Source organism: Paludibaculum fermentans (assembly GCF_051172195.1).
Classification (GTDB): domain Bacteria; phylum Acidobacteriota; class Terriglobia; order Bryobacterales; family Bryobacteraceae; genus Paludibaculum; species Paludibaculum fermentans_A.
Genome location: NZ_JBPJAQ010000001.1, coordinates 3,704,890 through 3,724,256, shown reverse-complemented (window position 1 = coordinate 3,724,256; position 19,367 = coordinate 3,704,890). Strand labels below are relative to the sequence as shown.

At 63.5% G+C, this 19,367-nt stretch carries 19 protein-coding genes; 10 read left to right on the top strand and 9 right to left on the bottom strand.

The window, feature by feature from the left end:
* The first annotated feature begins 188 nt into the window (after nt 1-188).
* The 3 genes from ACR9Y2_RS15170 to ACR9Y2_RS15160 all read left to right on the top strand — a co-directional run bounded on the left by ACR9Y2_RS15170 (nt 189) and on the right by ACR9Y2_RS15160 (nt 4,120).
* Complete coding sequence (locus tag ACR9Y2_RS15170; protein ID WP_435044868.1) at nt 189-1,127, top strand: sigma-54 interaction domain-containing protein; 939 nt, start codon at nt 189-191, stop codon at nt 1,125-1,127.
* Nucleotides 1,117-1,386 (top strand): hypothetical protein, encoded by a 270-nt coding sequence (locus tag ACR9Y2_RS15165; protein WP_435042218.1) that lies wholly within the window; start codon nt 1,117-1,119, stop codon nt 1,384-1,386. Before ACR9Y2_RS15170 ends, ACR9Y2_RS15165 begins: the two co-directional genes overlap by 11 nt.
* A 121-nt stretch (nt 1,387-1,507) precedes the next feature.
* Nucleotides 1,508-4,120, top strand: coding sequence for a glycoside hydrolase family 2 TIM barrel-domain containing protein (locus tag ACR9Y2_RS15160; protein WP_435042217.1), 2,613 nt, complete (start codon nt 1,508-1,510; stop codon nt 4,118-4,120).
* Nucleotides 4,121-4,163: 43 nt separating this feature from the next.
* Here the strand turns inward: ACR9Y2_RS15160 and ACR9Y2_RS15155 are convergent, their stop codons facing one another.
* The 5 genes from ACR9Y2_RS15155 to ACR9Y2_RS15135 form a co-directional block, all read right to left on the bottom strand.
* Nucleotides 4,164-5,060 (bottom strand): sigma-70 family RNA polymerase sigma factor, encoded by an 897-nt coding sequence (locus ACR9Y2_RS15155; protein WP_435042216.1) that lies wholly within the window; start codon nt 5,058-5,060, stop codon nt 4,164-4,166.
* Nucleotides 5,060-5,701, bottom strand: coding sequence for an NAD(P)-dependent oxidoreductase (locus ACR9Y2_RS15150; protein ID WP_435042215.1), 642 nt, complete (start codon nt 5,699-5,701; stop codon nt 5,060-5,062). The genes ACR9Y2_RS15155 and ACR9Y2_RS15150 overlap by 1 nt, the downstream gene beginning before the upstream one ends.
* A 42-nt stretch (nt 5,702-5,743) precedes the next feature.
* Nucleotides 5,744-7,006, bottom strand: a complete 1,263-nt coding sequence (locus ACR9Y2_RS15145) for an RNA polymerase sigma factor (protein WP_435042214.1) — start codon at nt 7,004-7,006, stop codon at nt 5,744-5,746.
* Complete coding sequence (locus tag ACR9Y2_RS15140) at nt 7,006-7,407, bottom strand: YciI family protein (protein ID WP_435042213.1); 402 nt, start codon at nt 7,405-7,407, stop codon at nt 7,006-7,008. Before ACR9Y2_RS15140 ends, ACR9Y2_RS15145 begins: the two co-directional genes overlap by 1 nt.
* Before the next feature lie 170 nt (nt 7,408-7,577).
* Nucleotides 7,578-7,787 carry a hypothetical protein gene (locus ACR9Y2_RS15135; protein WP_435042212.1) on the bottom strand — a complete coding sequence of 70 codons (210 nt, stop codon included), beginning with the start codon at nt 7,785-7,787 and terminating at the stop codon, nt 7,578-7,580.
* Nucleotides 7,788-7,867: 80 nt separating this feature from the next.
* Here ACR9Y2_RS15135 and ACR9Y2_RS15130 point away from each other — a divergent pair, with 80 nt between their 5' ends.
* The 7 genes from ACR9Y2_RS15130 (at nt 7,868) to ACR9Y2_RS15100 (ending at nt 15,634) form a co-directional block, all read left to right on the top strand.
* On the top strand, nt 7,868-8,971 hold the full coding sequence (locus tag ACR9Y2_RS15130) for a glycoside hydrolase family 130 protein (RefSeq protein WP_435042211.1): 1,104 nt from the start codon (nt 7,868-7,870) through the stop codon (nt 8,969-8,971).
* A 189-nt stretch (nt 8,972-9,160) separates the two neighbouring features.
* The gene (locus ACR9Y2_RS15125; protein WP_194452376.1) at nt 9,161-9,487 is read left to right on the top strand and encodes an RNA recognition motif domain-containing protein; all 327 of its coding nucleotides are present in this window, start codon (nt 9,161-9,163) and stop codon (nt 9,485-9,487) included.
* A gap of 115 nt (nt 9,488-9,602) precedes the next feature.
* On the top strand, nt 9,603-11,315 hold the full coding sequence (locus tag ACR9Y2_RS15120; protein WP_435042210.1) for a proline--tRNA ligase: 1,713 nt from the start codon (nt 9,603-9,605) through the stop codon (nt 11,313-11,315).
* Complete coding sequence (locus ACR9Y2_RS15115; protein ID WP_435042209.1) at nt 11,312-12,412, top strand: aminotransferase class V-fold PLP-dependent enzyme; 1,101 nt, start codon at nt 11,312-11,314, stop codon at nt 12,410-12,412. The genes ACR9Y2_RS15120 and ACR9Y2_RS15115 overlap by 4 nt, the downstream gene beginning before the upstream one ends.
* A 54-nt stretch (nt 12,413-12,466) precedes the next feature.
* Nucleotides 12,467-13,198: a DUF6454 family protein gene (locus ACR9Y2_RS15110; RefSeq protein WP_435042208.1), complete on the top strand. Its 732-nt coding sequence runs from the start codon at nt 12,467-12,469 to the stop codon at nt 13,196-13,198.
* Nucleotides 13,199-13,396: 198 nt separating this feature from the next.
* Nucleotides 13,397-13,924 carry a hypothetical protein gene (locus tag ACR9Y2_RS15105; protein WP_435042207.1) on the top strand — a complete coding sequence of 176 codons (528 nt, stop codon included), beginning with the start codon at nt 13,397-13,399 and terminating at the stop codon, nt 13,922-13,924.
* Between the two features lie 1,119 nt (nt 13,925-15,043).
* Nucleotides 15,044-15,634 carry a hypothetical protein gene (locus tag ACR9Y2_RS15100; protein ID WP_435042206.1) on the top strand — a complete coding sequence of 197 codons (591 nt, stop codon included), beginning with the start codon at nt 15,044-15,046 and terminating at the stop codon, nt 15,632-15,634.
* On the opposite strand, the gene ACR9Y2_RS15095 is transcribed toward ACR9Y2_RS15100, so the two are convergent.
* The 4 genes from ACR9Y2_RS15095 to ACR9Y2_RS15080 form a co-directional block, all read right to left on the bottom strand.
* Nucleotides 15,533-16,006, bottom strand: a complete 474-nt coding sequence (locus tag ACR9Y2_RS15095; protein WP_435042205.1) for a hypothetical protein — start codon at nt 16,004-16,006, stop codon at nt 15,533-15,535. The genes ACR9Y2_RS15100 and ACR9Y2_RS15095 overlap by 102 nt on opposite strands.
* A gap of 481 nt (nt 16,007-16,487) precedes the next feature.
* Entirely contained in the window at nt 16,488-16,961 is a 474-nt protein-coding gene (locus ACR9Y2_RS15090) for a hypothetical protein (RefSeq protein WP_435042204.1), read from the bottom strand.
* A complete protein-coding gene (locus ACR9Y2_RS15085; RefSeq protein ID WP_435042203.1) occupies nt 16,961-17,845 on the bottom strand; it encodes an RHS repeat-associated core domain-containing protein in 885 nt (294 codons plus the stop codon). Before ACR9Y2_RS15085 ends, ACR9Y2_RS15090 begins: the two co-directional genes overlap by 1 nt.
* Nucleotides 17,846-18,061: 216 nt before the next feature.
* Nucleotides 18,062-19,360 (bottom strand): RHS repeat domain-containing protein, encoded by a 1,299-nt coding sequence (locus ACR9Y2_RS15080; RefSeq protein WP_435042202.1) that lies wholly within the window; start codon nt 19,358-19,360, stop codon nt 18,062-18,064.
* Nucleotides 19,361-19,367 lie beyond the last annotated feature (7 nt).

Here is a 19,367-nt window from a genome sequence, read left to right as displayed (position 1 = left end):
GATCCCTAGGGTGATCTCCTCATTTCGAGGGTCTTTTCCCGACATCACTTAGTGCGATGCTCCTATGGCTGGAACACCCCGTTTCCTCAATACTTGACGATACTGGAGAGATTGCCGCGCGCCGCTGCCCGGCTCCTGACCCCATGAACCTCGATTGCGACAGACGCGGATATCTCGGCTTGGACGTTGTGTTCGCCAGCCAACGCATCCGCGCCCTGCTCCGACAGGCCGAACAGGTGGCCGCCACCAACGCCGTCGTCCTCATCACCGGCGAAAGCGGCAGCGGGAAAGAGGTCATCGCCCGGGCCATCCACCACCACTCCCTGCGCAAAACGAAGTCCTGGGTCGACATCAACTGCACCGCCCTGCCGGAACACCTGGTGGAAAGCGAGCTCTTCGGCTACGAACGCGGAGCCTTCAGCGGAGCCGAATCCTCCAAAGCCGGCCTGTTCGAGATCGCCAACGAGGGCACGCTCTTCCTGGACGAAATCGGCGACCTCGACCTCCGCGTCCAGGTGAAACTGTTGAGGATTCTCGATGGCGCCCCTTACTACCGGCTCGGCGGAGTCCGCAAGGTGAATGTGGACGTCCGCCTCGTCACGGCCACCAACCAGGACCTGAAGGCCGCCGCCGGACAGGGCCGCTTCCGCCTCGACCTTTACCACCGCCTCTCCCAGATCCGCCTCGCCGTCCCCCCTTTGCGCGAACGCCGCGAAGACATCCTCCCCCTGGCCGCGCACTTCATCCAGACCCAGAAGGCCGACCTGGGCATCGCCCGTGACGCAGCCCTCGCCCTGGAAGCCTACGAGTGGCCGGGCAACGTCCGCGAACTCCGCAATGTGATGATTCGCGCCGCCGTCTTCGCACAAGGCAGCGCCATCACCGTCGCCGATCTGCCCGAAGAGTTCCAGGAAGAAGGATTCTCGGCCAGCCTGGCCAATCTGTCGATGCTTGGTGAAGCCGAACGGGATGTCATCGCCCAGGTCCTGGAGAAGTCAGGCGGCCACCAGCAATTGGCAGCCAAGACCCTCGGTATCTCGCGCAGGACCCTCCAGCGCCGCATCAAATCCTACGGGCTGTGCGTCGAACGCAGCGCCTTGGTCAGGGTGGGGCCGCATGCCGGCTGAAACCCCCAACCGCAGGCAATCGCCGCGCTCCCCGGCCTCCGGAGCCGTCCAGCTCAGTTTCGAAGATCCCCTGCCCATCACCGTGGAAGCCCAGCTCCAGGAGACCAGCCAGCAGGGCTTTCGAATCTCGCACTCCAGCCGCCAGCTCGTACCGGGCCTCGAGGTGCTTCTGCGCCGCGACGGAGCCACTCATCGCGCCCGCGTCATCTGGACCCATATCCTCGACGGCCGCCTCGTCAGCGGCTGCCTGCTGCTGTAACCCCCTCGCTGATTCCGTACAATCAGATCTGCAGATGTGAAGGATGCCGCTGCTGAACCCCTTGGAAGACGGGTAATCCCAGGCGCCCGGCAGGGCCCGCCACCAACACAGGGAGTTGCCCATGGAATCGAAGCAGCCGGATACAGTGCACGAGACGCCTGGTGGAGTGCCCCGGAGGAGCGCGCTGCAGGCCGCGGCGGCCCTCTTCTCCGCCCCATTTCTGGCCCAACCCGCCGGCGCCGCGGTAACCCAGATGGCCGCAAGTCCAAAACGGAACCAGCGCTTCGATGAAGACTGGCGCTTCCTGCGCGCCGACGCACCCGGAGCAGAGCTGCCCGCCTTCAACGACACCTCCTGGCGGGCCCTCAGCCTCCCGCACGATTGGAGCGTCGAGGATCTCCCGCCCCGCCCCGCGCATGGCAATGGCGAAGGCATCCTCTGGGGCGCCGCGGATCTGCCCACGCGCGTAGGTCCCTTCGACACCGACCTCAGTGCCGGTGGCCGCGATACAGGCTGGTTCGTCGGCGGCACAGGCTGGTACCGCAAGCACTTTCACATCGACGCGTTGCCGGCCGGCGGCCAGGTCGAAATCGTATTCGACGGCGTCTACATGAACAGCGACGTCTGGCTCAACGGCCACCTCCTCGGCAACCAGCCCTACGGCTACACCACATTCGCTTACGACCTCACCCCGCACCTCAGCCCAGGCGGTGTGAACGTCCTCGCGGTCAGGGTCCGTAACGAGGGCCGCAACAGCCGCTGGTATTCCGGCTCGGGCATCTATCGCCACGTCTGGCTGAATACCACCGGCAGCGTGCGCATCCCCACCTGGAGCCTGTTCGTCACTACCCCCGAAGTCTCCCGGCAACGGGCCGCTGTCAAAGTGTCGGCTGGAGTCGAAAACCGCACCAGCAGCACGCGCGAAGTCACGGTCCACCTTCAGCTCTTCGACGGCAAAGCCCCCGTCTCCGCCAACCAGGCGGTGACGCTTTCAGTTGCCGCCGGCGCGACGGCCACGGCGGAACATACCTTCACTCTCGACAATCCCAAGCTCTGGTCGACCGGCACTCCGCACCTCTACCGGGCCGAAGCGGCCGTCCTGGCAGCCGGTGCCGCCGCGGACTCCGCTTCCACATCCTTCGGCCTGCGCCGCGTGGAAATCGACGTCACCAACGGACTGCGCATCAACGGCGAAGCCATCAAACTCAAGGGCGGCTGCCTCCATCACGACAACGGACTCCTGGGCGCCTGCGCCATCGATCGCGCCGAAGAACGCCGCATCGAACTCATGAAGGCCAACGGCTTCAACGCCATCCGCACCAGCCACAATCCGCCTTCCCCAGCCTTCCTGGACGCCTGCGACCGGCTGGGTATGCTGGTCCTCGACGAAGCCTTCGACCAGTGGCAGCGCCAGAAGAACCCGCAGGACTACCACCAGTACTTCGACAAGTGGTGGCAGCACGACCTGGATGCCATGATCCTGCGCGACCGCAATCATCCCTGCGTCTTCCTGTGGAGCATCGGCAACGAGATTCCGGAACGTGCCGAACCGGCCGGTGTCGAGACCGCCAAACGCATGGTCGAACGCATCCGCCAGCTCGATCCCACCCGCCTCGTCACCTCCGCCATCAGTGGCGCCTTCGCCGGCAGCGAGAGCCTGGATCCGGCGTTCATCCATCTGGATGTCGGCGGCTACAACTACATGTGGGGCTTCTATGAGAAGGACCACGCCCGCCATCCCGAACGCATCATCCTCGGCACCGAATCATTCCCGCAGCAGGCCTTCCAGAACTGGCAACTGGTCGAGAAACACCCCTACGTCCTCGGCGACTTTGTCTGGACCGGCATGGATCACCTCGGCGAGTCCTCCATCGGCAACGCCCAGCTGACTTCGCCCGGCCGTGGCGGCCCGCCCAACCAGAGGCCGGCGCAACCCAGCGGATTCGGCAACATCTTCACCGGCCTCACCAGCTTCGGCAACATCAGCCTGCCCTTCCCCTGGTTCAACTGCTACTGCGGCGATATCGACCTCATCGGGCAGCTCAAACCGCAGGGCTACTACCGGCGAATCCTGTGGGGCCTCAGCAAGCTCGAAATGGCCGTGCAGCGGCCCGTGCCCGCCGGCCAGACAGAGAGCATCAGCGCCTGGGGCTGGTCGGACGAACTGCGCAGTTGGACCTGGCCCGGCAGCGAAGGCAAGACCCTGAAGGTCCGCGTCTATACCACCGGGGACAAGGTAAGCCTGCTGCTCAACGGGGCCGAGATCGCCAGCAAACCCGTCTCGCCGGAAACCCAGCTCACGGCGGAGTTCGACGTCCCCTACCGCCCCGGAACACTCAAGGCCGTTGCCTACCAATCCGGCAAGCCCATCTCGGAACTGGCCTTCCAGACCACCGGCAAGCCGGCCAGGCTTAAGATCACAGCCGACCGCGCGGAGATCCGCCGTGATCGCAACGACCTGTCCTTCGTCACCGTCGAGGTCGTCGACGCCGCTGGGCTCCTCGTCCCCGACACGGTGATCCCAGTTGCCTTCAGCGTCAGCGGCGCCGGAGAACTGGCCGCGGCCGGCTCAGCTAATCCCAAGGATCCCTTCAGCTTCCGCAAGCCGCGCCCCAAGACGTTCCATGGCCAGTGCCTCGCCATCCTGAGGCCCAAAGGCACCGCAGGCAGCATCACCCTGCAGGCCCAGGCGGAAGGCCTGGCCGGAGGAACCGTTTCGATCCGCGTCCTCTGACAGAGGCGCATCCCAATCGCCCGGGGCCAGGACGCTTTGCGGCTCAAGCGCGCGGCGTACGTGGCCCCAGGTGCCGCAACCGGCCCGCATCGGCGTGAAAGAAGACGCGCTGGATGCGGCCTTCCGCGATGCCCAGCAACAGCGCCGCAAACGGAGCGTCTCCGGAATAGAGAACCAGCGCCGGCCGGCCGTTGAGCTCGTGCAGTTCCATCTCCAGCACCGCCCGCCCGGCTGTCGCCTTGATGAACGAGGCGATGTTCCAGGCGCCCTTCAAAGGAGCCTGGAGGTTTCGAATACCCTCCACCCGCCGCCCCTCCGGCCCGCCATCGGTAATCATCACCGCATCCTCCGCCAGCATCGACACAAGCTGGTCAAGATCACCCGATCGCGCCGCCTGCGTGAACGCCTCCAGCATGCGCCGGTGGGTCTCCGGCGGGGTCGCGAACATCCGTTTCTCCGCCGCTACGTTCTGCCGCGCGCGTTCCAGTAGTTTGCGGCAGGCGGCCTCGGACTTGCCCACCAGCCCGGCAATCTCCGCGTAGTCAAAGTCGAACACTTCCCGCAGCAGCAGCACCGCGCGTTCCGCCGGCGTCAGCCGCTGCAACACCACCAGAAACGCCATCGACACCTGGTCAACCAGTTCGGCCCGGCCGATGCCGCCTTCGTCCAGGTCCACAGGTTCAGGCAGCCGGTCGCCGCGGCTCTCCTCGCGCCTCGATTTGGCGGAGTTCAGCTCGTTGATGCACAACCGCGTCACCAGCGTCACCAGGTAAGCACGCGGCGACGCCACCTGCGCTTCACGGCCGCTCCACCGCAGCCACGCTTCCTGCACCATGTCCTCGGCCCGGGCGAGATCGCCCAGCATGCGGTAAGCATGGGCCACCAGCAGGCGGCGGTGCGGCTCGAAGAGCGCCAAATTGGCATCGGTCGATTGAGGCATCAGCTCGGTCTCATCTCACTTTCTACCCCGCGGCCCAGGCCCACCACCGTCTCGATATGCAGGCGTTGCTCCACTGAATCCAGCAGGAATGCCGCCACTGAGCGGTATGACATCGCCGTGCTGCCCGGCGGCAGTGCCCCGTCCAGTGCTCGAAAACCTTCGTCCGCCGACTTCGTCAGGCGCGGCGGACGGGCAATCGTCCACGCCAGCCCGCTGGCTCGCACCAACTCCTCCATCGCACGCAAGTCCTGCGCATGATGGCGCAGCAGCCACTTGAAAAAGGCGAAGTAGAGCCCCTTTTCGGGGAACAGGACGGCAGCCGAGACGATACCCAGCCGTCCGACGCCGCCCGCGCGCATCGCCTCGATCGTAGCCCGTGCGCAATCGGTGAGTAGCGTGCTCGGCCGGAATGCCTCCCTGGTCGGCGGCCCAATCGCCGACAATACCGCGTCGTGCCCCGGCAAGGCCTCGGCCATCTTCCCAGGACGCAGGGGGCTCCCTTCGACCACCGTCAGCCAGCCGCCCGCCTTCAGCTTACGGGGCGACCGCACATAGGCCGTCACCTGGTGACCTCGTCTCCGGGCTAGATCCAGAATCTCGTGGCCGGTACGGCCGCTGGCTCCGATCACAAAGAGTCTCATATCTCCTAAGACAAGGCAGCCCGGCCGCCTGTGACGCGGCGCTTACCCGCCGGGCTGTGCCGGCGCTTCCCGCAGCCGCGCCGCCTTTGTCAGCAGGTAGTTCCGCTCCGGTTGGCTGGTGGTGCGGGCGGCAGCTGCCTGGTAACTCTCGATGGCGGCAGGCCGGTCGCCTGCCATCTCCAGGAGATGCGCGCGGACGGCGTCCAGTCGATGGTGCCCGGAGAGCCGTCCATCCTGCTCCAGCGCCTTCACTACTTCCAGGCCGCGGGCCGCGCCGTGCACCATCGCACTGGCTACCGCATAGTTGAGCACCACCATGGGGTTGTCCGACATGCGCCGCAACAGGTCGTAAAGCGCCAGGATTTGTCGCCAGTCCGTCTCCTCCACGCGCGCGGCTTCATCGTGGACCGCGGCCACGGCAGCCTGTAGTTGATACGGTCCAATCGCGCCCTTCGTTAGAGCCGTGCTGATCAGCCCCACCCCTTCCGCGATCCGGCCCTGGTCCCAGAGTCCCCGGTCCTGCTCCGCCAGCGGGATCAGTTCTCCGTTCGGACCCGTGCGGGCCGCCCGCCGGGCATCAGTCAGCAGCATCAGCGCCAACAGGCCCACCACCTCCGCATCCGCCGGCAGCAGGGCATGCACTGCCCTCGTCAGCCGGATGGCCTCCAGCGAAAGTTCACAGCGCTGCAGCTCCAGCCCGTCGCTGCTCGTATAGCCTTCGTTGAAGATCAGGTAGAGGACGTGCAGCACGCTGCGCAGCCGTTCCGCCCGCTCCTGCTCCGTGGGTAGGCTGAAGGGCACGCCGGAGGACTTCACTGTCTGCTTCGCCCGGCTGATGCGCTGGGCCATCGTGGCCTCCGGCACCAGGAAGGCGCGCGCGATTTCCGCCGTGGTGAGGCCGCCGACAGCGCGCAGGGTCAGCGCAATCGCCGACGAGGAGGTCAGCGCGGGATGGCAGCACATGAAGAGCAGGATGAGCGTGTCATCCTGCATCCGCCCGGCTTCGACGTCCGGCGGCGGCGCCAGGAACCCGTAGTGCAACGCCGCGTCGGTCTCCCGCCTCCTGCGGGCTGACTCGCTGCGTTGGAGGTCGGTCATGCGCCGCACCGCCACCTGGATCAGCCACGCCCGCGGATGCTCCGGCACACCCTCCCGCGGCCATTGCGCAGCCGCCGCCATGAGTGCTTCCTGCACCGCGTCTTCCGCGGCAGTGAAGTCGCGAAACCGCCGGATGACCGCACCCAGCACCTGCGGCGCCAGTTCGCGCAGCAGGTGCTCGGCGCCGTCTGTCCACACCTCGGCCATCAGACAAATTCTTCGGGCGGACCGCTCATCACCTGCCGTACTTCAATGGGCATGTTCAACGGCACGCCGCCGGGTCCTGGCGCCGCCGAGGCGCGGGCGGCAATGCGGTAGGCTTCCTCGGTCGTCTCGACATCGACGATCCAGTAGCCGGCCAGAAACTCCTTCGATTCCGGGAATACGCCGTCCGTGATGGGGGTGCCGTCCTGCGCCGCCCGGACGACGACAGCCTGCTCCGGTCCTGCCAGCCCTTCGGCTTGCACCAGGTTGCCCGACGTCCGCAACTCCTTGTTCAGGCTCATCATGAAGGCGATATGCGCCTGGATGTCCTGATGGGGCCAGGTGGCGATCGGGGCGACCTTCATGTTCTCCTTGTTCGCCATCATCATGAGTATGTATTTCATATCGTGCTTCCGCTCCTCTCGATTCTCGCACTCAGTTGTGCGGATTCATGGGTAAGTCGGAGCGGACTGCCCTTTCTCGACAGCCCTTTTCAAAAAACAGCGCAGGGATCCACTGCCCGCTCTTTGCTTGGGGTGCACTTCGACACGAATCGCCGGCCCCTGGGTGGGGCTCAGCGCTGGATGCTTACCGCGCTGTCCGCCAGTTCGTAGCCCTCATCCTCGGCTGTCTGGTGTGCCAGGGTGCGGAGTGATGCGTCATCGGCGTCGTGCCCGGCGCCTTTGCAAGCCCGCCGGACCGCCTCCCCGCCCACCTGGATCCGCACGATCCAGACCTTCTTGCTGGTATCCCAGAACACCTCGGCGGCATTTGCTCGTACCATGTCAAAGACAGTAACGCCGCCCGCCGCCGGATTCAAGCCTAATCCCGCCGGATTGGACCGTGATTCAATCGATAGAGGCTATGAAGCACATCATCTTCCGTCCCCTGAAGTACGGCCTGCCCCTCGTGGCGGCGGCGTTTCTGCTCTCCGGCGCCGCCTCGAGCTGGCAATTCGGCCGGTTCCAGCGTCCGGCGGAGGCTAACCCGGTGATCTCGCCGCGCAAGGATTCGACCTTCCTTTGCCCGATGCGCAAGGGCCCGGTCCATTGGGAAGCGCTGCATACGTTCAACCCGGCCGCGATCGTCCGCAACGGTAAGGTCTTTGTTCTCTACCGCGCGGAAGACGATTCCGGGGAGATGAAGATCGGCATGCACACCTCCCGCCTCGGCCTGGCGGAGAGCAGTGACGGACTCCACTTCCAGCGCCGGCCCGAGCCGGTCTTCTTCCCGGCCGAGGACGGTGAGAAGGAACGCGAATGGGACGGCGGCGTCGAGGATCCGCGCATCGTCGAAGCCGAAGATGGCCGTTATGTCCTCACTTACACCCAGTGGAACCACCAGAAGACGGCCGCCGCCATCGCGACCTCGACTGACCTGGTGCACTGGACCAAGCACGGGCCCGCCCTCGGCAGCGAGATGTCCTATAAGTCCGCCGGCATCGTCACCAGCCTGTCCAGCGGCCGGCTGATCGCTAAGAAGATCAAGGGTAAGTACTGGATGTACTGGGGTGAAGGCACCGTCCGCCTCGCCACTTCGGAGGATCTCGTCCATTGGACGCCTCTAGCGGGACCCGATGGACAGCCGCTGCCCATCCTCGCCAAGCGCGAGGGGCGCTTCGACAGTTCTTTCCCCGAGGTAGGACCACCACCCGTCTGGACACCCAGGGGCATCGTCGTTCTTTACAACGGCAAGAACGCGCCCGAGGGCGGCAGCCCCTCCCTGGCGCCCGAAACTTACGCGGTGGGGGAGGCGCTGTTCGCCGCAGATGATCCGGCGAAACTGCTGGCGCGCGTGGACGAGCCGGTGTTCAAGCCGGAACTGGCGTTCGAGCGTAGCGGGCAGTATGCCGCCGGCACCACGTTCGCGGAGGGGCTGGTGTACTTCAAAAAGAAGTGGTTCCTCTACTATGGATGCGCCGACTCGCTGGTGGGTGTGGCCGTTACCGGTCAGGGCCCTGGCCGGTGAGAGACTGGCCAGGCCAGGGAGGGATGAAAATAATTCAATTTAAGGGCACCGGATTCCTGCACCCGTGATATGCTAAAAAGTGAAGTTTGACAGTCTGGCTGATTTAGGCATTTTTCGCATCGTCCGGTTCATCCGCCTTTCCGATCCTGCCCCGATTCGCTGTCCTGCCAGTTCAGCAAGGAAAATCAAATGAGAAACATTTTTGTTGGCAACCTCACCTTCGGCGCGACCGAAAGTGAAGTCCGTTCACTGTTCGAGGCGCACGGCACCGTCGACCGCGTCAGCATCGTCACCGACCGTGACACGGGCCGGTCCAAGGGGTTTGGATTCGTCGAGATGAGCAACGATGGAGAAGGCGACCGCGCCATTGATGCCTTGAACGGCATCGATCTCGGCGGCCGCAACCTGACCATCAACGAAGCTCGCCCGAAGGAAGATCGCGGCTTCGGCGGCGGCGGCGGCGGGCGTGGCAACAGTGGCGGCGGCGGTGGCCGCGGCCGCAGCAACCGCTACTAAGCAGCACAGCACAAGATCATCGAAGGGCCGGCGCTCACAAGGCGCCGGTCTTTTTGTGTTTCCCCACCGCGAGCAGTGGTTGGCTGCAACCCCATGATAAACTTGCAGGTTTACCATGCTGTGGTCCAAACTGTTCATCCCCACCCTGCGCGAGAGCCCGGCTGAAGCGGAGGTGGTGAGCCACCAGCTTCTCCTGCGTGCCGGCTACATCCGGCAACTGGGCGCCGGCATCTACAACTACCTCTACCTGGCGCAGCGATCGCTGCTCAAGATCCAGCAGATTGTGCGGGAAGAGATGGACGCGATTGGCGCCCAGGAGTTCCTGCTGCCTGCCTTGAACCCGGCCGAAGTCTGGCAGGAGTCGGGCCGCTACGAGGCCATGGGCGACAACATGTTCCGGCTGAAGGACCGCTTTGGGCGGCAGCTCTGCCTGGGCATGACGCACGAAGAGGTGATGACGGTCATCGCCCGGGGCGAGGTCCGCAGCTATAAGCAGCTCCCCCAGATCTGGTACCAGATCCAGACCAAGTTCCGCGACGAGCCGCGGCCTAAGTCGGGCCTGCTGCGGGTGCGGCAGTTCATCATGAAGGACAGCTACTCGTTTGATCTCGCCCCGGCGGGCCTGGACGAGAGCTATGAGAAGCACCGCGCGGCCTACTGCCGGATCTTCGACCGCTGCGGACTGCAATATGTCGCGGTGGAAGCGCACTCCGGAGCGATGGGGGGCAGCCAGTCGCAGGAGTTCATGGTCGCGACCGAGGCCGGCGAGGACTATGTAGTCGTCTGTAAAGAGACCGGCTACGCCGCCAACCTGGAGAAGGCGGTGTCGCGGCCGGCGCCTCCCGCCGCGCCCGATCCCGAGGGCGACCTGAGCCCGCAGGAAGTTCATACACCCGGCCAGAAGTCGATCGAAGAGGTCTCTGCCTTCCTGCAGGTCCCGGCGACTTCGATTATCAAATCGCTGGTGCTGATCGCGGACGGCAAGCCGGTGGTGGCCCTCATGCGCGGCGACCATCAACTGAGCGAAACCAAGTTCCAGAGTGCAGTGGGGTGCAGCGAGTTCCGTCCGGCCTATCCGGAGGAGATGCGCAGCCTGATGGGCGCGGAGGCCGGCTCTCTCGGGCCGGTGGGGCTGAGCGGCGTGCCGGTGATCGGCGACCGTTCGCTGGAAGGCCGCCGCAACATGGTGGCCGGCGCGAACAAGGACGACTACCACCTGCTGAACGTCACGCCCGGCGAGGATTTCGAGGTCGCTTTCCACGACCTGCGCCAGGTGACTGCCGGCGATACCGAGCTGGAGACAGGGGCGGCGCTGCAGATCCTGAAGACGATGGAGATCGGCCACATCTTCAAGCTCGGGTACAAGTACTCGCACTCGATGGGGCTCAATGTGCTCGACCAGAACGGTGTCGAGACGCCGGTGATCATGGGCAGCTACGGCATCGGCATCGAACGCGTGCTGTGCGGAGTCGTGGAGCTGTATTCCGATGCGAACGGCATCAGCATGCCTGTCTCGATTGCTCCGTTTGAAGCGGTGGTGACGCCGGTGAAAGCGTCGGACCCCGCACTGGCGGCGGCGGGCCAGCAGGTCTACGAGGAGTTGAAGAAGCTGGGCGTGGATGTGCTGTTTGACGACCGCGATCTCAGCCCCGGGGTGAAGTTCAAAGATGCGGACCTGGTGGGCATCCCGTACCGGGTGGTGATCGGCAAGAAGCTGCCGCAGGGCATCGTGGAACTGGCCGAGCGGCGGAGCGGCGCCAAGAGCGAGGTGCCTTTGGCCGAGGTCGCGAGCCTGGTCGCGGCGAAGGTCCGGGCGGCGAAGCAATGAGTATCGACTGGCCGGCGATCCGCGGGCTGTACCCCGCGCTGCAGAATCGGACCTTCCTGAACACGGCCACCTTCGGCCAGCTCTCGCGGCGCACGGTGGAAGCGATGACTGGACACTTTGCCCATCGGGATGAGCTCGCCTGCTCCGACTTCCTGGGGTGGTTTGAAGATCACGACCGGCTGCGGGGCAAGCTGGCCACACTGATCCAGGCGGAGGCCGCGGACATCGCGTTCCTGCCGAATTCGAACGCGGGCCTGGCGATCCTGATGCACAGCATCGACTGGCGGGCGGGCGACGAGATCCTGACGCTGGAAGGCGAGTTCCCGAACAATATCTATGCCCCGGCGTATCTCTCTGACCGGGGCGTGAAGCTGATTGAAGCTCCGTGGCCGCGGCTGCTGGAGGCGATCAACGAGCGCACGCGGCTGGTGGCCGTAAGTAGTGTCAATTACACTACCGGGTTCCGTGTACCGCTGGCGGAGCTGGCCTCCGCGCTGGATGGACGCGACATCCGTTTTTATGTGGACGCCACGCAGATGCTGGGCGCGGTGCGCTTCGACTTCGGAGCGATGGAGCCCGACATGCTGGCGGTGAACTGCTACAAGTGGATGCTGGCGCCGAACGGCGTGGGCTTGATGGCGGTGTCCGCCCGGCAGCGCGCCCGCATGGAGCCGCTGAGCATCGGGTGGCGCAGCCATCACGACTGGCGCAACGTGGACAACCTGCACCTGGGCACGCCGGTGCTGGTGGAGACCGCGGAGAAGTACGAAGGCGGGATGCTGCCGTCTTCCCTGCTGTATGGGCTGGAGGCCAGTGTGGACCTGATGCTGGAGCTGGGTCCGGCTGCGATTGAGCAGCGGGTGCTGGAGCTGGCATCGAAGACGCGGGCGGCGTTGCGCGGCATGGGCGGCGAACCGCTGCCGTTCGACGATACGGCCATCATCGCGGCGCGATTGCCGGGCCGCGACGCCAGCGTGGTGGCGCGGGCCTTGAAGCAGGCGGGCGTGATGGTTTCGGCGCGGCACGGCCTGCTGCGCGTGTCGACACACTTCTATAACGACGAGCAGGACATCGAGCGGCTGATCGCGGCGCTGTGATCTTCCGGCTGGGGCCTTACGCGGACCGTCGAGTCGAGGGAGAATGGACCTGACATGTTGCCCCTCGCCCTGCTCGCCTTGTGGATGGCTGCTCCGCCGCAACCCATCTCCGTGACTTTGCTGGAGGGAGCGACGCATCACGTGCAAGGCATCGTGGTGGACGGGCCCTCGCTGTGGGTGACGAGCGTGGACCGGGTGGCGAAGAAGGGCTACCTGTACGAGTTCGAGCTGGCGACGGGCAAGCGCCTGCGGTCGGTGGAGGTGCAGCAGGGCGCTATGTTCCACCCGGGCGGCTTCGACATGGATGACGACACGTTGTGGATCCCGGTGGCCGAGTACAAGAAGGACGGGCACACGGTGATCCAGCGCAGGTCGAAGGCTACGCTGGCCATCCTCTCGAGTTTCCCGGTGGACGACCACATCGGCTGCCTGACGCTGATGGACGGCCACCTGCTGGGCGGCAACTGGGACGCGCGCAAGTTCTACGAATGGACGTATGAGGGCCGTTTTGTCAGTGTGCGCGGCAACCCCAATGCGAGCCACTACCAGGAGATCAAGTACCGGTATGGCACGCTGATCGCGTCGGGCGGCGTGGTTCACTGGCTGGACCCCGAGGAGTTGGAACCGCTGCGGACCTATACCTTGGGGAAGTCCGACCGGAATGTGCCGTACACCAATGAAGGCATGGATTTCCGGGACGGGAAGCTTTACCTGCTGCCGGAAGATGGCCCCAGCCGGCTGTTTGTGTTTGATCCGGAACAGGTTTACGACCTCGCACGGCCCTGAGGAACCAGCCCTATTGCCAACGGCTACCAGCCGCCGGCGCGCCAGAATACCGCGCGGAGGGTAGCAACGGAGAGGGGTGCCGGCGCACCTATACGTGTGTAGGAAGCGAAGCAATGATTCGCGGCAGGCGGCCGGGCTTTCCGCCCGGGCAGCGGTGAGCAGCCCGGTGGGCAGGCCGCGCCGGAAAAGGAACCTCTTATGAAAGTCAGTCACTCGTGGTGTGTCTACGCTTTGACGGCAGCGGTGACCGTCGTCCCCGCCATGGCCGCAACGCTGAGCAATTCGGCCGAGAACATGATGAAGGATGCCAGCGCCCAGGCATTTCGGATCAGCGACAACGCGCAAGCGATCTTCATGTCCGAGCCGGAATCGAGCATCAGCTGGCAGGGCCAGGCGATGCGGCTGGAGGCGATCAAGGACGCCGTCAAGCAGATTTCCGGAGATGTGGGGCATCTGAATCTGTGGGGTGAAATGGAGTCTCCGGCGGAGCGTAAGGCTGTTGAGGAGGCCAATCCGCTGTTGAAGGACATGGCGGCCGAGACGTCGGGCGCGATCCGGTTTCTGAACGACAACGCGAACAACCTGTTTCTGCCGGAGTACCGGCAGCACCTGCAGAAGATCTCGCATGACGCGGAGCAGTTGCGGGCGCTGTTCCGGACGTCCACGAAGCTGAATTCGCTGAGCCGGAAGGCGGAGCATCTTCGTGAGGACCTGAACCACTCCTAACCAGTTCGATCCGATAGCATACGGACCTCCCCGGCAGATTCCGGAAACCATCCGGAGTCTGCCCATTTTTGTTGGGGCTGGGGGTGTGGGCGGTGGCGGAGCCCCGGTTTTGGGAAATGTGGTGATAGGGGAGATTGGGTCTTCGAGCTTGGCTTTGATCGCTCGGGCGGGGTGGATTTCGCGGCGGGGTTCGGGTTGGTTGGTTGGGGATTCTTGGGGGATTGTCGGCTCGCTTACGCTCGGGAACTGGGCGGCGAGTGGGGACAGTCTTGGCTTTGATGCTTCTGGAAGAGGGGATTGCGGGGTTGGGTTCGGGGTTTCGGGTGGTTGGGATGAGTTGGTTGGGGCATTTCGGGGGACTATCGGGTTGCTTGCGCTCGGGGACTGGGTGGCGAGGGGCAAGAGTATTGGCTTTGATGCTTCGTGGAGAGGGGATTGCGGGGTTGGGGATGTCACGGATCGGGAGGTTGGGGAGTTTCGGTTGGCTATCCGCTCGCTCACGCTCGCGGCTCCGTTTGGCGCCACGGCTCTATTTGTTCTCACGGCTCCGTTTGGCGTCACGGCGGCGTTTGCGGATAACGCGTGGCTTGCGCTTGGGGACTGGGCTGGGGTGGGCTTGGGCGTTGGGTTTGATGCCTCGGGGCGAGTGGATTGGGCCGGGCTAGCCCGTCGCTGACGCTCGGGGACTGGGGCTGGGTGCGCGGCTTCCTCTCGTTTGGCGGCTCGGAGGGGCATGCGGGACTCCTTTCCAGTCGGGGTTCGTTGCGCGGTGGGGACCACTCCCTCACGGTCGTGGTTCGTTGCAGGGGTGTCCGCTTTGGTGGACGGGCTTGGTTTGCGGGATTGGTTCAGGTAGCGGAGGCTTAGGCCGGGGACGGTGGGTGGGCGGATGGCCTTTACGGCCTGGGGGGCTGGGACTGGTCTTACGGCTCGGAAGCCGCGGCCTCTTAAGAGGAGTTGCAGGCCCGGGTTCATTGAGGTGGTGTTTGGGCTGCCGGTGGTTGAGGACACACGCTCGGAGTCACAGGTTGGGGCGGCCTGAACTGATACGGCTATCGGCCTGGCGGAGCCGGCCACGGAGGCCAGGAGGGTTACGGCCCTGGCGGGGAGGGATGCCTGGTGGGCTTCGTCTCCTATGAGATAGGGGAAGGCGGCCTTCTGGACTTGCCGGATGCGGACGCAGATCCAGGCGTGGTAGCGGCCGAGGGCCTGGACTACGTCGCCTTGTTTCCCGCGGATCCAGAGGGAGGCGTTGGACACAACTCCGTTGTTCACACGGAGGGCTTCGGCCCAGAGTTTGCCTTCGAGTTGGAAGAGGCGGCGTTCGTGACCGCGGAGCATGAAGCGGTGGACGAGGAGGGCCCGGAAGCGCAGGTCGGCGATGTCGGCTGTCTCCTCCAGCGCCTGGCGGTAGAGGAGGTCCGCGATCTCCTGGGGGAGGTGGTGGAGTTTCGAATAGAGGTTGTGGCGGCTGGCATTTTGGGCGACGCGGCGCTTGCCTTCGGGCGTGCGGGGGCCGGTCGATTTCTGGGCGTTGGCGCGATTGGCGGCGAGGCGGCGCTCGGAGATGGGTTGCTTCGTCATGGTGGGGGTACCCCGTGCTCGTCGTCAGCGCAGTTTGCTCCTGAGGGCATGGAGGGCGGCGATGTCGGCGCGGCTGCGACGCCAGGAGCGGTTTTCGAAGTCCTGGGTGGTGCGGACGCAGGCTAGGTCCGGCGGGTCCATGGTCCGGAAGGCGAAGTAGGTGCGGTAGGCGGGGTCGGCGTTGGGGCAGGTCTTTTTGACGGCCTCCCAATCGCGTTCGATGGAAGCGGACAGGGCTGTGGTTTCGACGAGGGCGTAGCGCGATTTGCGCCAGAGTTCCTCGGCGATGGAATCGGCCATGTGCTGTTCCAAGCGGTTGGCCGGCGTGAAGTGCTGGTGCACGTCGTCGCGCAGGCCTGAAAAGAGGGCGCGATCCTCGATGCAGGTGATGAGGTTGGCCGAATCGTCTCCCAAGAGGAGAGCGTTTTCGGCGCCAGTGGTTTGCAGAAAGCGGCGCGACGGTGAGAAGTCGTCCGCAGTCTGTTTGAACAGTTCCATAGTTCTTGCTCCTTGGCCGAGGTTGTACTGCGGCGGACCTAGCGTTTTCCAAGAACTGGCGCGTAACTGATTGATTCGAGGGCGAAGATAAATTCCGATCTGGTGAACTGATTTTCAGGGTGGGGCTGAAATGGGGGAGAAGTGGGGCAGGTGGGGGGGCTTCGCGGCGGTGGTTATACCCTTGCTGGTTTAGGGACACTGGCACCCGTCCCGATGGCAATTTGTACTGGTTGAATGCCGACTACTTTGTATTGTTTGAGGGATATGGCGCAGGATTGGGCGATCTGGGCAGAGGGAAGAGGTCGTTTCAGGCCAGGCGGCCTAAGGGTGCCCCGAGATGGATGGAGAAATCGAGTTCAGGCGCAGTCATTTTGGGTGAGGAGCCCCAGTCGGAGGTCGGATTCTGATCAATTGCGGCGGGGCGGGTCAGGCTGTCGCTTTTTGTCGCTTTTTCGTCGCTTTTTCCCGGTATTCCCGCACATCACTCAATCTTCAAGACAAAATCTTGCTGCTCCATCCCTGGACCTAAGCCTGTCGATTTCAGCTCCGCCGCTGGGCGGTTTTGAAGAGAGCAACGGAGACGTCCCATGCGGAATTCAATCGCATACCAGGGCCCCCCTACGGTGGTGTACACGAGACCAACATTGCCGCGAGGTCCGTTGAGGATGTTCGCACCGTTGGCACTGAGATTATTCTGAACGAGCGCCCATGATTCCGCGGACGTGCGTTGTTTATGAAAAATGTACTGTTTGCCCTTCACAAGGTGATCCGGGAATGTCAGCCGCTCAGAACCGTGATCCGCAACCTTCGCTCCCGGTAGATCGACTGCATCTCCCACGTAGATCAATGGCTCCATTGCTCTACGAATAGCAGCAACATCTCCATCAGCTCCGCTTCGGCAGCCGACAAGCACAAGTACGATAGTCGGAAGTCCGGCCCAATAACTTGTTCTCATTAGCGAACTCCGGGAGGAGGATCGTGGAACATTCGAACAGGCGCATTTGGATCTTTCAGCCGCCGAACTGTATTCTCAAGGTCAAGTGCGCGGGCATCGGTCTGACGACCCACTTGGCCCGACATGAGCCCGAGAACATGCCCCAGTTCATGCCAAAGGACAAGGCCTGTGTCCTGTTGCCCCGGCGCACCATTGGACATCATTGCGCCGGGCAGTTGTCCGGTGTCTAGGCCCGGAGCCAACACATACACTGCGATCGCGCCATCCCCCTGCATCCGAGTGGACCCCGGCCCCTTACCCGATGCAATATCTATCGAGCCGATTGTGGCGAGCACCCTTCCGCTGCCACTCTGTATCTTGGATCCCTCTTGCGCAAACTCGATGGTGGCGACCGCCTTATCGTTGACGATTCGCGACAGCGTTTTTGTTGCGTCATTGATCGACGCAAATGCCGGCCCCTTCCCATCTTGACCGTGTGCGTAGATCCCTACGTAGTGTTTGCCCTTGTAGGTATGGTCGTAGAGATACTTCCCAGCTTCTCCGAGCCTCGCCTGTATCGCAGCGAGCTTCCTCGCCCTTTCTTCTTTGTCTCCTATGAGCTCTAACGCTTCGCCCTTCGGATCTACGTAGCGCAGTGGATTGTTCCGGACGTAGGCATAGAGGTTGAACCTCTGTGGGTCGGTCAACATGCCGGCCTGAAAGAAAACCGGGTCAGGACTCGTGAACCGCCCCTGCGCCGCCGACATGTACCTCGCCCCAAAGTAATCCAGATTCAATCCCGACTCATAATCCCTCATCTTGCCGGTGAACCCTGATCGGATTCGGGAGAACTGGCAGCTATCTGGAAGCTGGTGACTTTGCGCCCAGCCCAAATCGCAGGCCACACCAGCTCAGCACAGAGTAGATGAGCCAATTGATGCCAACCGAAAGGACGGCATAGCTTATCTCGTGGACGCGACCAGAACACAGCCAGAATGCCGTCGAGACACCGGGCGCCAGGATGTAGGTATCAATTGGAGACGAGAGCCAAAACCCGGTCAGAGTGATAAGGCCCCCGAGGGCTATTGCGATTATGACAAAAAGAACCGAGCGTGGCATGGCTATCGATCCATTTGCGACGGGATCTTCTTCCTTTCCGCCTCTCGTTGTTGTCCAGCTTGAATCGCCCGCTTGTATGCGGCATCGCCAAACGTCTTCCTAAAGGCTTCACGAGATTCCTTGACCGCGCGCCCCATCTGCCTCGCCGTAATGTTCACCTCGCCCGCCACATGCTTGGCGGCGGCTACCTTGTTCGAAGCACCGGCTGTGCCGTGCCAAGGTTGGTTACCCTCGTGAGTTGGAGAGGTTCGGTCTACTACGGTGTGCAGGGCGTTGCCGAACAACTGGAGCGCCGTTGGGGAAAGGCCGACTTCTCCACTCCTTTGAAACTTCGCTTGCTCCACTTGAGCGCCCTGCTCGTTGGATTGAATGAATGCATTTCCGTCTGTCTCTGCGCCAGAAGGAGACTGGCCATGAACGGCATCGGTCATGCCGTGCACGAAGGACGATTCCGGATCCTGAGGGCCATGCCCATTTACACGGTTGGTGTAGTCCGTATCGTAGCTAGCCTTGTTCAGAACCCGTCGCTCCTCGCTGGCGAGGCCCGGAAAGGCCGCCAGTATGATGTCGTTGTGAATGGAAGTCGGCCATTTCCCGTTCCGATCAACGAACTTCAGTGGGTTGTTGAGTGCATATACATAACGATTCCAAGTCTGCGGATTCGCTGGATCCGCACTCTCAAGTGCCGGATCTGCCGACGTGAACCTCCCCTGCGCCGCCGACATGTACCTCGCCCCAAAGTAATCCAGATTCAATCCCGACTCATAATCCCTCATCTTGCCGGTAAACTTCGGCTGCACCGAATCCGATGTCACGTAGCCCGAGATCTGAGGCCGTTTGCCATAGCTCCCGTTGATTTCCCACCCGAACGGCGTGTAGTCCCACCGCCGCACCGGTACGCCATGCTCATCGGTCACGAGACGCGTCGAGCCCAGATGGTCGGTGGTCATGTAACAGGTGTAGCAACCGGGTCCGGTCCCCGTCGAACCACCATACTCCGCCGCCAACTGCCCCATCGCATCGTACACATACGTCGTCGTTTGGCTGCCGCTCACCTTCTGCACCCGCCTACCTTCCCCGTCATACAGGTATTGTGTCATCCCGCCGTCGGTCAACTTCACCTGACGATTCGCTGCGTCGTAAGTCATGCTCCGGCCTGAAGTCGAATTCAGGTTCCCAGACGCGTCATAGCCAAATGTAGCCGCTGTGCACTGGTTGTTCACCGGCTTATTGGCCGACTGCTGATACGAATTACAAATCAAACCGGACGGCACGACGCCAACCGAGTCCGTTACCGTCATATTTCCA